The organism is Citrobacter sp. wls619, assembly GCF_005281345.1.
Lineage (GTDB): Bacteria > Pseudomonadota > Gammaproteobacteria > Enterobacterales > Enterobacteriaceae > Citrobacter.
This window is the reverse complement of sequence record NZ_SZXJ01000100.1, coordinates 66,533-81,501: the sequence shown is the minus strand read 5'-3', so window position 1 is coordinate 81,501 and position 14,969 is coordinate 66,533. Positions and strand designations below refer to the sequence as shown.

16 protein-coding genes are annotated in these 14,969 nt (G+C 51.1%); 2 read left to right on the top strand and 14 right to left on the bottom strand.

The genetic code is table 11. The features are described from left to right. Nucleotides 1–118: 118 nt before the first annotated feature. Nucleotides 119–1,174: a phosphoporin PhoE gene (phoE, locus tag FDX19_RS22275; RefSeq protein WP_137384434.1), complete on the top strand. Its 1,056-nt coding sequence runs from the start codon at nucleotides 119–121 to the stop codon at nucleotides 1,172–1,174. Between the two features lie 56 nt (nucleotides 1,175–1,230). On the opposite strand, the gene crl is transcribed toward phoE, so the two are convergent. From crl to gpt, 3 genes are all read right to left on the bottom strand, one after another. Continuing rightward, nucleotides 1,231–1,632, bottom strand: coding sequence for a sigma factor-binding protein Crl (gene crl, locus FDX19_RS22270; protein ID WP_005133595.1), 402 nt, complete (start codon nucleotides 1,630–1,632; stop codon nucleotides 1,231–1,233). A gap of 57 nt (nucleotides 1,633–1,689) precedes the next feature. After that, nucleotides 1,690–2,934: an esterase FrsA gene (frsA, locus tag FDX19_RS22265; protein ID WP_137384433.1), complete on the bottom strand. Its 1,245-nt coding sequence runs from the start codon at nucleotides 2,932–2,934 to the stop codon at nucleotides 1,690–1,692. 98 nt (nucleotides 2,935–3,032) lie between these two features. Further along, nucleotides 3,033–3,491, bottom strand: coding sequence for a xanthine phosphoribosyltransferase (gene gpt / locus FDX19_RS22260; protein WP_003031380.1), 459 nt, complete (start codon nucleotides 3,489–3,491; stop codon nucleotides 3,033–3,035). Between the two features lie 261 nt (nucleotides 3,492–3,752). Between gpt and pepD the strand changes: the two genes are divergently transcribed. Then, on the top strand, nucleotides 3,753–5,210 hold the full coding sequence (gene pepD, locus FDX19_RS22255) for a cytosol nonspecific dipeptidase (protein WP_137384432.1): 1,458 nt from the start codon (nucleotides 3,753–3,755) through the stop codon (nucleotides 5,208–5,210). A 102-nt stretch (nucleotides 5,211–5,312) separates the two neighbouring features. Here the strand turns inward: pepD and dinB are convergent, their stop codons facing one another. From dinB to lafA, 11 genes are all read right to left on the bottom strand, one after another. Beyond that, entirely contained in the window at nucleotides 5,313–6,368 is a 1,056-nt protein-coding gene (gene dinB / locus FDX19_RS22250; protein ID WP_137384431.1) for a DNA polymerase IV, read from the bottom strand. A 66-nt stretch (nucleotides 6,369–6,434) separates the two neighbouring features. Continuing rightward, on the bottom strand, nucleotides 6,435–7,076 hold the full coding sequence (locus FDX19_RS22245; RefSeq protein ID WP_137384430.1) for a DNA primase: 642 nt from the start codon (nucleotides 7,074–7,076) through the stop codon (nucleotides 6,435–6,437). A gap of 56 nt (nucleotides 7,077–7,132) precedes the next feature. Continuing rightward, entirely contained in the window at nucleotides 7,133–8,131 is a 999-nt protein-coding gene (gene lafU / locus FDX19_RS22240; RefSeq protein ID WP_079939431.1) for a putative lateral flagellar export/assembly protein LafU, read from the bottom strand. Between the two features lie 2 nt (nucleotides 8,132–8,133). Then, complete coding sequence (motA, locus tag FDX19_RS22235; protein WP_079939432.1) at nucleotides 8,134–8,997, bottom strand: flagellar motor stator protein MotA; 864 nt, start codon at nucleotides 8,995–8,997, stop codon at nucleotides 8,134–8,136. A 29-nt stretch (nucleotides 8,998–9,026) separates the two neighbouring features. Next, on the bottom strand, nucleotides 9,027–9,743 hold the full coding sequence (locus FDX19_RS22230; protein WP_137384429.1) for a FliA/WhiG family RNA polymerase sigma factor: 717 nt from the start codon (nucleotides 9,741–9,743) through the stop codon (nucleotides 9,027–9,029). A 20-nt stretch (nucleotides 9,744–9,763) separates the two neighbouring features. Beyond that, nucleotides 9,764–10,234 (bottom strand): flagellar basal body-associated protein FliL, encoded by a 471-nt coding sequence (gene fliL / locus FDX19_RS22225; protein ID WP_137384428.1) that lies wholly within the window; start codon nucleotides 10,232–10,234, stop codon nucleotides 9,764–9,766. Nucleotides 10,235–10,241: 7 nt separating this feature from the next. Beyond that, a complete protein-coding gene (locus FDX19_RS22220) occupies nucleotides 10,242–11,417 on the bottom strand; it encodes a flagellar hook-length control protein FliK (RefSeq protein ID WP_137384427.1) in 1,176 nt (391 codons plus the stop codon). Further along, nucleotides 11,414–11,737, bottom strand: a complete 324-nt coding sequence (locus FDX19_RS22215; RefSeq protein WP_043015277.1) for a hypothetical protein — start codon at nucleotides 11,735–11,737, stop codon at nucleotides 11,414–11,416. Before FDX19_RS22215 ends, FDX19_RS22220 begins: the two co-directional genes overlap by 4 nt. Before the next feature lie 4 nt (nucleotides 11,738–11,741). Next, nucleotides 11,742–12,134: a flagellar export chaperone FliS gene (gene fliS, locus FDX19_RS22210; protein ID WP_003843794.1), complete on the bottom strand. Its 393-nt coding sequence runs from the start codon at nucleotides 12,132–12,134 to the stop codon at nucleotides 11,742–11,744. Between the two features lie 33 nt (nucleotides 12,135–12,167). Beyond that, nucleotides 12,168–13,493, bottom strand: a complete 1,326-nt coding sequence (gene fliD / locus FDX19_RS22205; RefSeq protein WP_137384426.1) for a flagellar filament capping protein FliD — start codon at nucleotides 13,491–13,493, stop codon at nucleotides 12,168–12,170. Nucleotides 13,494–13,689: 196 nt separating this feature from the next. Beyond that, on the bottom strand, nucleotides 13,690–14,604 hold the full coding sequence (gene lafA, locus FDX19_RS22200) for a lateral flagellin LafA (protein ID WP_137384425.1): 915 nt from the start codon (nucleotides 14,602–14,604) through the stop codon (nucleotides 13,690–13,692). Nucleotides 14,605–14,969: the final 365 nt, after the last annotated feature.

Genomic DNA, 14,969 nt, shown 5'->3' with positions numbered 1-14,969 from the left:
TTAAAAATATTCTTACTTTGTCATAAAACGTTCATTGCCAGACGTTAAAAACCCTCCTGTCTTTTAACGGGGATCACACCCAGTAAATATTAGCGCGTACTTTAAATCAGGAATGAAAATGAAAAAGAGCACTCTGGCATTAGTGGTGATGGGAATTGTTGCATCGGCGTCCGTACAGGCGGCAGAAGTCTATAACAAGAACAGTAATAAACTGGACTTGTATGGCAAAGTCAAAGCAATGCACTACATGACTGATTATGACAGCAAAGACGGCGACCAGAGCTATATCCGCTTAGGTTTTAAAGGCGAAACACAAATTAACGATCAACTGACCGGTTATGGTCGTTGGGAAGCTGAGTTTGCAGGGAATAAAGCGGAAAACGAAACCAACCAGCAAAAAACACGTCTGGCTTTCGCCGGTGTGAAATTAAAAGATTTTGGCTCGTTTGATTACGGTCGTAACCTGGGTGCGCTGTATGACGTGGAAGCGTGGACGGATATGTTCCCGGAATTCGGCGGTGACTCTTCCGCGCAGACCGATAACTTTATGACCAAACGTGCCAGCGGCCTGGCCACCTACCGTAATACCGACTTCTTCGGCGTCGTCGATGGTCTGGATCTTACCCTGCAATATCAGGGCAAAAACCAGGACCGCGATGTGAAAAAACAGAACGGCGACGGCTTTGGTACCTCCGTGACGTATGACTTTGGCGGCAGCGATTTCGCCATCAGTGGTGCGTATACCAACTCCGACCGTACTAATCAGCAGAACCTGCAAAACCGGGGTACTGGCGATAAAGCAGAATCCTGGGCGACAGGTTTAAAATATGATGCCAATGATATTTATCTGGCAACGTTCTATTCTGAAACGCGCAATATGACACCTATTTCCGGTGGCTTTGCTAACAAAACTCAGAACTTCGAAGTGGTCGCTCAGTACCAGTTTGACTTTGGTCTGCGTCCATCCCTGGGTTATGTGCTGTCAAAAGGCAAAGATATTGAAGGCGTAGGCGATGAGGATCTGGTGAATTATATCGACGTGGGCGCGACCTATTATTTCAACAAAAATATGTCGGCCTTTGTTGATTATAAAATCAACCAACTGGATAGCAATAATAAGCTGGGCATCAACGATGATGATATCGTCGCGGTGGGTATGGTCTACCAGTTTTGATATAGCATAAAAAAAGCCGGATGGGGTTGCGCCGCCATCCGGCTTTTTTCTGTTCATTATGCCGTTAATTTAACCGGCTCATCCTTAAAGTCGTCAGCAGGCTCCAGCGCCAGATTCAGCGTCGTTAACAACCCACGCAACTTTTCATGAAACTCGCGTAAGGTGTATTCCAGTCGCTCTACCACTTCAGTCTCTTTAATCGGCACGGCGGTCCAGTTGCCGTCTTTATCGAACAAACCAAACTGGTAGCTGTACGTAAAGCGTTTCTCCTGCGCTTCCAGCTCCATCCACCAGCCCCAAAATTCACGTTTCTCTGGTGCCGGTTTCACGTTGACGCAAACAGCCAGACAATCGAAAAAGAATCGATTATCTTCGCACTGCCCTTCGCGGATGTAGGGGCCAAGCGCGGTGAATTTTTTGATCAATCTGCTTTTCGGGTGTCCACTCGGTAACGTCATTGCGATCTCCTTAGGTGAAGCAACTGTTTTACCAAACCAATAAAATTTAGCAATCTATTAACACAATCTATGATTGATCCACCCGGTAATTTCTTGCAGCGCTTTGTCAAAATTGCGATACACCGGGTTGAACGGAATCTCCAGCAGCTTACCGTCGGAAGATGAAGATGTGATTAAACGTGACTCATCTTCCGGGCTAAATGGATCGTTTTTCCAGAACCCCGACAGCATTGGCGTTGGACAGCGACGGCCCAGCAGCCCTTGCACCTTTAATGAATAGCGGTTTAGCTCGACGCGCAGCGCTTCATCAGACGCATCGTGCATCCCCAGACGGCTGGCCAGAACGTCAAGATACATTTCCGGTACTGAAGCCTGACGTTGCGGGTCGCTAAGCAGCGCATGCACCACCGGTCCGAGACAGGCCACCGCCTTCAGGCGCGATGATTCAAGATAGGCCAGGCGTACTGCAACGTTAGCGCCAAAGCGAAAACCGAATGCCGCCACACGGGTGTGATCGACCCAGGGAATATTCGGCAGCGCTTTTAATACATGTTGATGCAGCAGGCTGGAGTCCTGGGTCAATTTCCATTTTGATGAGAATCCAACCGAAGGCATATCCAGCGTCAGCATGGCAATACCGCGCGGTGCGAAATAGCGCTCATACAGGGTGTAGTAGTCGGTTTGCATGGAATCCAGGCCACCGCACATCAGCACCGTCGGGAACGGGCCGTCACCTTTTGGCATGTGCAGGAAGCCGGTTATCGGCGCACCGCCGGCAACGGCAAATTCCATCTCGCGCAGCGTACCTGGCAGTCGCTGGGCCGCCTCTTCGTAAGCACGGTTGGCCAGGGCCTGCGCCTGTTCTGCCAGCTCATCGCCTTTTAAATGCGGGTATGCTGCAATGTTGTACAGCGTGGAGGCATGCAGCCAGTGGCGACCACTCACCTGCGGGTCCTCTTCCGTAGACGCTTTCTGTTGCCAGTCCATCGCCTGCTTCGCCCACTCGTAGATCCAGTTTCCACCACGATAGCCAATGACCGTATCGTAGAGCTCTTTATCCGTGCGTTCGGCTTCGCTCATGACGATACGCGCCTGCACTTCAAGGATTTCACGTGGATCGACCCCACGCCAGATCCACATCAGACGGTTCACCATGCGATACCAGTGCGGGATTGTTTTGCCATCCAGAGCGGACTGCACAGACGGCTGCGCGCCGTGATTAAAACGACGAACCAAGGTTGACGTTTCAGGATGTTTGAAGCGGGGTTTAAACAGAACTTCGCTGAGGTTAGCCTGCGACATGATTACGGCCTCCATGAGTACTCACTAAGGCATAGTGTAACCTGACACCGCACAAAAAGAACAACGCCCGGCAGTGCGGGCGTTGAAAACTTTTTAGATTAGCGACCAGAGATCGGCGGAACAAATACCACGCCCATATCCCACGGCTGCTCAATCCAGGTATCCTGAGGAATATCAACCACATAATCATTCACCAGCGGGCGACCAGCCGGCTTAGCGAAGATCGTGACGAAATGCGCTTTAGGGTACATTTCGCGGATAGCAACGGCAGTACCACCGGTGTCTACCAGGTCATCGATCACGATGAAACCTTCACCGTCACCTTCCGCACGCTTCAGCACTTTCAGTTCGCGCTGATTGTCGTGATCGTAGCTGGAGATGCATACGGTATCGACATGGCGAATACCCAATTCACGCGCCAGCAATGCGCCCGGCACCAGACCACCACGGCTAACGGCAATAATGCCTTTCCATTGTTCAGAAGGCATCAGGCGGCTTGCCAGTTTACGTGCATGGATCTGCAACATGTCCCAGGTGACGACGTATTTTTCGCTCATGTGAAGTGTCCCAGCCTGTTTATCTACGGCTAATTAATAAATTGAGGGTGAATCAGGTTGCGCGAGATTATAGAGATCTGACGCACTAAAAACCAGTGTTTCGCGGAATCCGCGCCTCTTTTTGCATGCTTTATACTAGCCGTCAGCGAAGAAAGTGGTATTCTCAATCGCATCGCGCAAGCCTGACTTGTGGTGTTTTTAATTCCGCTAACCCCGTGGCCTGCAAGCAAGTTTTGTAGGACATCGCCAAGGAGACTCAACGTGTCTGAACTGTCTCAGTTATCCCCGCAACCGCTGTGGGATATTTTTGCCAAAATCTGTTCTATTCCTCATCCGTCCTACCATGAAGAGCAGCTCGCTGAACACATTCTGAGCTGGGCCCAAGAGAAAGGTTTCCACGTCGAGCGCGATCAAGTCGGTAATATCCTGATTCGCAAACCTGCTACCGCAGGCATGGAAAATCGCAAGCCGGTCGTTCTGCAAGCGCACCTGGATATGGTCCCGCAGAAAAACAACGACACCGTACACGACTTCACTAAAGATCCTATCCAGCCTTATATTGACGGCGAATGGGTAAAAGCCCGTGGCACCACGCTGGGTGCGGATAACGGCATCGGTATGGCGTCTGCGCTGGCCGTTCTGGCTGATGACAACGTGGTACACGGCCCGTTAGAAGTCCTGCTCACCATGACCGAAGAAGCGGGTATGGATGGCGCGTTTGGTTTGCAGGCTAACTGGCTGCAGGCAGATATTCTGATCAACACCGACTCTGAAGAAGAAGGTGAGATCTACATGGGTTGCGCAGGCGGTATCGACTTCACCTCAAACCTGCCGCTGTCCCGTGAAGCTATTCCTGCTGGCTTCCAGAGCTTTAAGCTGACCTTAAAAGGCCTGAAAGGCGGTCACTCCGGTGGCGAAATTCACGTTGGCCTCGGTAATGCCAACAAGCTGCTGGTACGTTTCCTGGCAGGCCACGCCCAAGAGCTGGATCTGCGCCTGGTTGACTTCAACGGCGGTACGCTGCGTAACGCGATTCCGCGCGAAGCCTTTGCGACCCTCGCCGTGGCTGCCGATAAAGTTGATGCATTGAAAGCGCTGGTCAGCACGTATCAGGAGATCCTGAAAAACGAGCTGGAAGCCAAAGAGAAGAATCTGGCGCTGCTGCTGGATGCCGTCAGCAACGACAAAGCCGCACTGACTACCCAGTCTCGCGATAGCTTCATTCGTCTGCTGAACGCCACGCCAAACGGTGTAATCCGCAATTCCGACGTAGCAAAAGGCGTGGTAGAAACCTCGCTGAACGTCGGCGTGGTGACCATGACTGACGATAATGTCCAGATTCACTGCCTGGTTCGTTCGCTGATCGACAGCGGTAAAGACTATGTGGTAAGCATGCTGGATTCGCTGGGCAAACTGGCTGGCGCGAAAACGGAAGCCAAAGGTGCGTATCCTGGCTGGCAGCCGGATGCAAACTCACCGGTTATGCACCTGGTGCGTGAAACCTATCAGCGTCTGTTCAACAAGACACCGAACATCCAGATTATCCACGCTGGTCTGGAATGTGGTCTGTTCAAGAAACCGTATCCGGATATGGACATGGTTTCCATTGGGCCGACCATCACCGGTCCGCACTCTCCGGATGAGCAGGTTCATATTGAAAGCGTCGGTCATTACTGGACGCTTCTGACCGAGCTGCTGAAGTCTATTCCAGCGAAGTAAGATTCTGCGCTAAATGCCGGATGGCGCTACGCTTATCCGGCCTACATGCTAATTTGTAGGCCAGAGAAAGTTTTTATGCCGCCATCCGGCAATACATCAGAGTCAAATTCCCAGCAGTAGCTGTCTTTCCATCTGCGGGTCCAGCAGCGTGACGTGTAATCCCACCAGCCTGACACCTCGCCCTCCCCTACGCTCGTTCCAGGTATTGCGCGCCGTCGCGATCAGATCCTCTTTATTTAAGCGCGGCCAGACGTGTTCCTGCGTGGTCTGCTGAAAATCATTAAACTTGAGTTTTATCCCCTGACGAGCGATGAAGAGATCGGGCTTAACCTTTGCCAGCCGCCGTTCCAGTTCGGGATAGAGCCGTTCAATTATCGCCTCACACTCCGACCATTCGTGAATATCTTCTGCCAACGTACGTTCCACGCCGACGGATTTACGCAGCCTGTCGTTGTTGACGTCACGCTCATCAATACCCTGACTGCGCTCCCACAGCACACGACCAAACTTGCCGAAGCGTTTGAGCAGCATTGCCAGGTCGTATTTTTGAACATCTTCACAGGTCCGTAATCCCATCGATTCCAGTTTCGCGGCTGAGACTTTGCCGACGCCGGGAATTTTGCCTAACGGTAATGTTCTGAGAAATTCGGGAACATCCGTGGGAGTAATCACATATTGCCCATTGGGTTTGTTGAGATCGGAAGCGATTTTTGCCAGAAATTTTACCGGCGCAATTCCAGCTGAGGCGGTTAACTGTAACTCGTTAAAAATTGTCTGGCGGATTTCCTGAGCGATTAGCGTAGCTGAGCCGTGGCAGTGGGTGCTGTCGGTCACATCCAGATAGGCTTCATCCAGCGAAAGGGGTTCGATGAGCGAGGTGTAGCGAGAGAAGATGGCCTGAATCTGGCGAGAGGCCTCTTTATAAGCGTCGTAACGGCCGGGTAATAAGGTGAGATGCGGGCACAGTTTTAGCGCCATTCCCGTAGGCATTGCGCTACGCACACCAAACTTTCGTGCCGGGTAATTGGCGGTGCTGATGACTCCCCGGCGTTCGCGACTGCCGCCAATAGCAATGGGAATATCACGCAGGGCGGGGTTGTCGCGCATTTCCACCGCCGCGAAAAAGCAGTCCATATCGACATGTATGATTTTACGCATCGCTCGCCTCCCACAACACTGTTTAAGTATACAGTATTTTTATGATGTGAGAAGTATGATTATGCCTTACGCCGGACCATTCATGACGAAGCGTGCATCGCACAGGTAACGCACGATGTCCGTTTTCGTATGCTCCGCTGGATTGCCCGCCGTGCTGACAAACAGTTTATTCACTTTGCGAATATTTGCCCGCAGCAGTTTTTCGATCGTCATCAGACGAAAGGCATCATTTTCAACGCAGAAAAGCTCGTAATCACCCAGACGTTCACCGCAAATCTCACAGTGATTCATCCAGTAGCGTAGCCCGGTGGTTTTACTTTTATCGAGGTAGTAATTGCTGGCTTTGATGTTCTTTTTTATCTCTTCAGGCAGAGAATTAATGTGGAACAAAAAGCTGTTACGCCTGACCGACTGCCAGCCCTGACCATCCTGATTTTTCTTAATAAAGCGGGTAAACATCACGCCATGAATACGGGTAATTTGGTGACAGCTCCAGCAGTGCATCTTCGAGGTAATAACCAGATAGTACGGCGCGACAATATTGAAACTGTCGATATTGTAAACATAGTCACGCAGCGCCCCGTTTAACTCATGAGGCTCGGTGTACCAGATACCTGAAACCTGGTCGAAATGTGCGCCCTGACAGGCCACATCGGTGACGTTATCAGTATGAATATCCAATGGAATAATATGGGTTACATCTATCATATTGCCTTCCTGAGGGATAGTTTTCCCCCACGTTGCGTGGGGGACGGAGAACGTAGTTAATGCGTGACGGGAGCAGATTGTTGACGTAAAGAAGTCACCTGCTTTTGCTTGTCCAGTTTATCAACCAGCGGTTGCACAACCTTCTCTCCCTGCTGGCCGAAATATTGATACAGCGTATCGGAAGCGCTTTGCGTCAACACCATAATCTCAATGCGACGGTTACCGGCGCTTTCCGGGTTTTTCGCATCTAACAGCATTTGGTCCGCCATTGCGCTGACCTGCATGACTTTATCCTGCGGCATTCCAGCATCTTCCAGCACGCGTCGTGCCGACAAGGCGCGGTCACCGGAGAGGTTCCAGTTGTTGTAAATGTTGCTCTTATAGCTCATCGCATCCGTATGTCCGGTGATAATTATCTTGTTATCCAGCGAGTCAAACACGGGGGCCAGCTCAACCAGCAGCGATTTAAAGAACGGCATAATTTTGGCGCTACCGCGTTCAAACATATTCCGGTTCTGGTCATCTTTAATCAGTACGCGCAGCCCCTGAGGAACAATTTCCATTTCAAGGTTGGTTTCCATATGTGCATTGCGGGCGATGACGTTAATGTCGGTCGCCAGCTCACCCAATTCGCGGGCTGATTTTTGCTTCAGTAACGCCGTTTTTTCGTTTACGTCCAACGCCTTTTTCGCGTTATCTTCCGTAATCTTCGCCGTTTCCTGCGGGTTGGTGGTTTTATCGAGCTTATTGCGCGTGACGTTTTTCTTCTGCGCACCCGGCGCTATCGGCTGCTTGCCCAGTTTGTTTAACGGTGCCATGCCGCCACCGTTAAAGATTGACTGACCATGCAGCGCCGCCACAATATTTTCACGGTCGGCTTTACTGACACTGTTCACAATCCACAGCGTCATAAACAGTGCCATCATCGCCAACGTAAAGTCAGCAAATGCCACCTTCCACGCTCCTCCGTGATGACCTGCATGACTCTTCTTTATTTGTCGGCGGATAATAGTGGTTTTCGCGCCGCGATCGCGACGATTTGGCCCCTTCCTCATGCTTATTCTTGCTCCAGCATCGCATTGACCCACGCATCCAGGTTGGCGAATGTAGGTTTGGATGCCAGATGAAGAAGTTTACGCCCGGCATCGACCGCCAGCAGCGTCGGCTTACCGCCTGCTTGCGCCACCAGCACGGTACGTACGCATTCAAGCAAAGAGTGTTCCGCCCGTGCCTGCTGTTCCATGGCGTTTGCCAGTGGGTCCATCAGGCAATAACAGATGAAGACCCCCAGGAATGTCCCCACCAGCGCCGCCGCCACTTTCAGGCCGATAAGCGCAATGGAACCGTCGATTGACTGCATGGTGATGATGATACCCAGCACCGCCGCGCAAATACCGAAACCAGGCATGGCCTCGGCGGTACGTTGCAGGGAGCGCGAAGGCGTTAACAGCGATTCTTCCGCGGTATCCAGTTCCTGATCGAGGATACCTTCCAGCTCATGGGCATCAATTTTGCCCATCGCCATCAGACGGAAGTTGTCGGCGATAAAGGTCACCAGGCGTTTTTGGGTCAGCACCAGCGGGTATTTCTGGAAAATGGTACTCTCTTCCGGCTGTTCGATATGCTGATCCAGCATACGCAGACCGCCGTTTTGCACCATTTCCAGCAGCTCATACAGACACATCAGCAGCTGACGCTGAAACTCCGGACCCATTTTCTTTTTACTGATTACGCCTTTAATCTGGCGAACGATCTCTTTCAGCACATGCATCGGGTTACCGATAATCATCGCGCCCAGACCGGCCCCCATAATAATAATAATCTCGGCTGGCTGCCAGATAGCAATAAGCTGTCCACCCGCTTCAAAATAGCCACCAAATACGCAGCCTAAAACCACCAATAAACCAAAAATCTTTTGCATTACGTCCTCCGCATGTTGATTCGAAATTGTTAATCTGGATATAAACAATCACGAATCTTGTGCGTGATTTTTTTATTCATTTGACAAATACGGGCTTCAGTCAGCCCTAATACCAGCGCAATCTCTTTTAAATTCATATCGTGCTGATAATACATTGAGAGCACCAGTCCCTCTTTTTCGCTGAGTTGGCTCAGGGCATAACCCAGCATTTCCTGCGTGACGAATTGTTCCTCAAGCCCCCGCCCTTCGAGCGGTGCAATCGGCATATCGCCATTTAGTAATTCATCCAGACTGGCCAGCGATTCGGCGCCTTCCAGCTGTTGGTATTCCTGATAATCTTCAGACGACAATCCCAGCCGGGATAGCTCCTCACATGAGGGTTCATGCCCGAGCCGGGTACGCGCATCACGAATCAAATCTTTAATCTGATGGTATTTTTGTCGTAGCTGACGAGGCCGCCAGTCGAGGCTGCGCAGCTCATCGAGTATGGCGCCACGGATACGGTGGACGGCATAACCGGCAAAGCCCTCATCCGGTTGACCATAGCGGCGAATCGCGTTCAGCAATCCCATCAGCGCCGTTTGTTCCATATCCTGCCTGTCCATAACGCAGGTACATTGCGGCGCAAGTTGACGCACTACTTTGCGCACCAAAGGAAGATAAGCCTGTAAATAATGGCTCTCTTGCTTTGGCGTTAGCACGGGCGTCGCATTAAAGTCGTCTGACTCGTAAGCATCCTGGATCATGTTATTTCCTGGCGTGTCGCTTATTGAAACACGACTTTTTTCACCAAAATGTCCTTATAAGGTGTCGCCATTTTGCGTTTCGCTAATTCAGTTTTCAGGTTTTCAAAAATTTTCTTTCTGATATCGGAGATCTTCAGCGCCCGAATATCTTCATATTTCATATTCGAGAGCTCATCTACCGTAATACTTTGATAGAGCGGTTCGTCCTTCTTAATTTTTTCAGCGTCTTTCTCTGAATCAACGACCATTACCAGTTCCGCGACCATATAGCGATCGCTACCTTCATTATCATGAAGCGTAACCACCGTTTCCGGCAGGGAGACAAAAATACTGCTGGACTCATCCTGGCTATCTTCCGCTTCATGCGCAGGCTTATCTGCTGCAGTTGCGGTTCCTTTAGTCATAGAATGATAAATGCCCCATCCTGCGCCCCCTGCAATACCCAGCGCCACGACGGAGCTAATCAGACACGCGATAACAATTTTCTTCATCTTGCTTTTACACTTTGATCAGAACGGATTCGTTCTGTTGAAATTGAGGTTCATCGTTAAGCGTTAGCGCCGACGCCACCTCGTCCTGTTGATTACCTGACTGCTGTTGCTGCTGTTGCGATTGCCCTTCGGAAGAGACCTGAACGTTCACTTCCATGAAGTTCTGTGCCGTGAGGTGCTGGCGTAAGTTTTCGCTAAATTGCTGCAACGAGCGGCAGACATCACTCTGATTTGCACCGATATGAACCATCAGCTTTCCGGCATCCAACTGCACGGCAATTTCCAGTTTGCCAAGCGAAGGAGGATCAAGACGAATAGTCGACACCTGCTGTTGCTGGCCCAACTGGAATTGAATTCTGTCTTTGAGCAGTGCGGTGAGCTTCTCCCCGAGTTCCTCTGTCGACAGCGTGGTAGGCGCCGAAACTTGCGTCGACACCACGTTATGGTCGCTCAGGGCGTTCATCGGCTGATTTCCCTGCGCCGCCGTAGTGAGCAAACTTTGTGTCGCAAGCGTTGGGTTAACCGCCACGCCATCCGTTTTTCTCACCGCCATCGGGCGAGGAACGCTATGATCCTCAGACTTCACGCGGGCGGAAATTTGCTGTGACGTTGAAAGCGAAGCAGGTTCAGGTGTGATCGCACGCAGATCCTGGGCGGAGAATGTCGCCAGTTTGGCCTGCTGATCCGGCGTTGCCTGAGGCAAATCCTCGCCGATCGACGCCAGCAACGTTTGCAGCTTAGGCGGCAGTGACGATAAATCCGTGGCATGCTGCTCAGCCGACGGCGAGGACGTTTTTCCTTGTTGAGCCATCGCGCCCGCCAGTTGACGCAGCAGCGATGAACCTGATTGGGAGGTTTGCACCTGCGCCAGCATTTTCAGCATCTCACCGTCCGGCTGCTTCTGGGTTGGTGCAGACGCTGACGCCTGAGCCGGTTGCGCCAGCAGCATCGCCAGCAATGCCTGCATAGCCGCAGGATCTGCATCATCGCGCTGATGCCCGGCCGCCGACGCCTGCTGTTGGTTGACTTTTGCGCCAATCAAACGTTCAGCCACCGCGTTAAGCCCAGCCTGCGGCAAAGAAAACGTGCTGCCGCTCGTTGACGTTGTTGGGGCTGAGATAGCCGCCTTTTCCGGTGTGGCCTCTGCCAACGCACTGGCCGAGGCCAGTAATACAGGATTCATGCCTTCTCCGAAATTAAATTAACCATTGAGTACGCCAACATTCCTTCCTGGTTTTGCTGATGTTGATCCATGCGCGCTTTGAGTTCTTCCGCACGCTGCGTTCGCCGGGTTATTAGCGCCTCAAACGCCGCATGCATTTTACTTTTCACTTCCCTCAGCGCCCCGGCATCAGTTTCCCAGGCGGCATAGTCATGAAAAACGCGCATCACCTGCTGATGCAGGCCGGGTAATCGTCGCCAACGCTTGTTATCCAGCGCGTCATTCATCTCTTGTACCAGGGCATAAAGCTGCTGTTGCTGTTGCAGACGCTCTCTTTGCATCGCCTTATCCCAGTTTTGCCGACAGACCTTCCCAGCCCGTGCGCAGATTCGTCAGGATGAGGATCACTTCATCAATTTTTTCCAGCGACAATTCGCCGCTGGCTTCGTACAGGCGGTAGACGCAGTGGTCATACAGCCGGGACAGATTCACCACCAGCTCGCCGCCGGTTTCAAACTCCAGCGAGCTGGTTAAGGCGTTGAGAATATCGATGCATTTGTTGATGCTTTGCGCCTTACGCTCGTAGCGTTTGTTCTCAATGTGGCTTTTGGCGCGTTCCAGCTCGTCCATCAGCCCCGAAAACAGCACCAGCACCAGCTCTAACGGCGATGCTGCTGCGGTACGCGCTGCAAGATCCATCTCTTTGTATTGCGAATAACCATCCTGCGTGTCGTACATGTTGATTCTCAGTCCTTCTCTTAAACCAGCCGGTTACATAAATGCGGCCATACTCACTTTCATGGTGTACGTTTGAACCAGCGTATTGGTGTACTCTTCCACGTAGCGCTCGTAGTTGGTGTTATAGGTTTCAGTCAGCTGATCGCTTTCGTCCTGAATTTTGCTCTGCTGGTCATCAATGTTTTCCTGACGCATGGCGATGATGCCGTTGCTGGAATCCAGATAGCTTTCCATCAGGTCGTCCATCTGCGCGACCATGCTGTCTTCCCCGACGAAAATAGAGGTCAAACCGTCCGGATTTTCTTCCATTTCTTCGCTGAACTGGGTGGAGTCAATTTGTAAGTGACCGTCGGAATCCAGCGTGATGCCATAGTCGACAATCGAAACACCACCGTAGGAGGCGTGAGCGATATCATCCATCTGATTTGCCAACGAATTCATCCCGGCATCACCAGCAAAAACTCCGGCAGCCGTGTCGTCATCGCCGTAGCTGGTCAATGAATCGATGGTGTCGATTAACGTGTTGTAGGCATCTACGAAGGTTTGCACTTTGGCCTGCGATCCGCTGGAGTCTTCCGCGACGGTAAAGGTGGTCAAATCATTAGGATCATTAGGATCGCTGGCCTCAGTGAAGGTCATGGTTACGCCGGGGATCACATCGTCAAAGGTATTAGTGCTGCTGGTGATTGCAGGACCCGTTTGACTTCCCAGATGAATCTCTGCGTCCTGCGCATCCGTGACGTTATTTTTGCTGGCTGCTATCTCATCAGAGAAAGAGGTGTTTCCCGTTACGCTAACCGAGAATGCGCTTTGCGCTCCCGTGGTATCGGAAGTCAGCATGATAGTGGTTGTCCCGTCGGTTTTGACCAGTGCCGCCGACACGCCGGGGTTGTCGTCCGAGTCATTGATCGCGTCAACCAGTTCACTGGCATCAATGAAACTGTCGCCGTCTTCATCAGCAGCAGCAAGATCGATATCCATGGTCGTGCCATCATCCATCGTGAGTTCAAACGTACCGGATGCGCTAAACGTGTCATCGCTCATACTGAAGGTTGTCTGCTGCGCCTGCGCCAGCTGCGAAACATAAAATGAGTAAGTCCCGGCCTGCGCTTCCGAGTTCGCCGATACGGTATTCCCGTCATTACTAGAGGTAGCAGAAAACGTCAGCGGACCATCGGTGTCGCTGTTCAGCGCATCGATTGCCGTTTGAAAGTTCGTCAGCGCGGTACTGAGCGAGTCCAGACCGCTGCTCTCTGCATTCAATTCGTTCTGTTCGTTCTGCAAATTCGTCGCCTGGGTGGCAATATCGGCGTAGGCAAGTTCTTGTGCTAATTTTTGGATCGGACTCGTAAAGCTCATAATCGATGACTCCGTGCAACGTTATTTATGTAATAGCAAAACGCATGCCAATAATTTTTATTATTCATATTCAGCAAGTTAGATTAGTGGCGGAAATGCGTCTTCCCTTCCCCAGGAAGGTTTACAGGTAAAAAACCGGTCGCTGAAAGCACAACACCGCCGGATGGCGGTGTTGTAAATGACGTTACGTCAGGAATTACTGCAGCAGGCTGGAAACCATACTGGACATGCTGTTGGACTGCTTCAGCATGGTGATGCCGGTTTGCATCAGCACCTGTTGCTGGGTCATGTTGGACGCTTCCGTCGCGTAGTCGGTATCCATAATGTTACCGATCGCCACTTTAGTGTTGTCCTGCATGCTGGTCAGGTTAGCCGCGGTGTCGTTCAGACGGTTGATAGATGCGCCCAGTTTGGACTGGATCTTAGACACGTCATCCATTGCAGTCTGGATAGTTCCAATCATCGCGTTTGCAGAGCCAGAAGTGGTCAGTTCGGAGCCGCCAGAGATACCTGCGCTACCGGTCTTATCTGCCTGGTCACCTTTGAAAGAAGCACTAACCTGATCCAGCGCGCCAACCAGAGCGTCCAGTTGGCTGGAGATGTTAACGGTCATGGTGTCAGAAGATTCAGCACCAACCTGGAAGGTTACGCCGCTCTGGAACAGACCATCTTTACCGGTGTTGCTGGTACCGGAAACACCGAACAGGTTGGTGCCGCCGTAAGTGGTGTTCTGCAGCATGTCGGACATCTGCTGACCCAGTTCGTCGTATTCGTCCTGCATCGCCTGCAAATCTTCGTCGTTGTAGGTTCCGTTCGCTGCCTGCGTGGACAGGTCTTTCATACGGCCCAGTACGTCGGTCATTTCATCAAACATGCTGTCTGCAGTATGCAACATGGCAGTGGCATCGTTGATGTTGCTCAGCGCAACGCCCATACCGCTGGACTGTGCAGTCAGGCGATTAGCTATCTGTTTGCCCGCAGCGTCATCTGCAGAAGAGTTAATACGGTTACCTGTCGCCAGACGTTCCATAGAAGTAGACAGTGATGCGCTGCTTTTGTTGATAGCATTAACAGCAGACATTGATGCGGTATTAGTATTAATCGATAACATGGTACAGCTCCTTGGGAATAATCGTTTTCGTTTCGATACCCTGTAAAAACGACCACCCGTTTGGAAAACTTAAAGCGCTGCAAAAAAAAATTTTCCACGCTCCTCACCACCTCGTTAACCAGAGAGATAATCTCTCTACTCTATTTTAGCTTTCCGTGCTTATCACCACCAATATCCATCACATAAGGAAGATCTCAATTCATATTTAATTAAAAGATTATTAGAAATATCTAATAACGGGTTGTTCTCTTACACATCAACAGGGCTAACTTAATGATACCAATGAGTTTATACTTAATCAAAATCTCATTAGTCACCCACTTCCTGACCTTATTTTACATTTGGTTGCAAATGGCCTATATTTT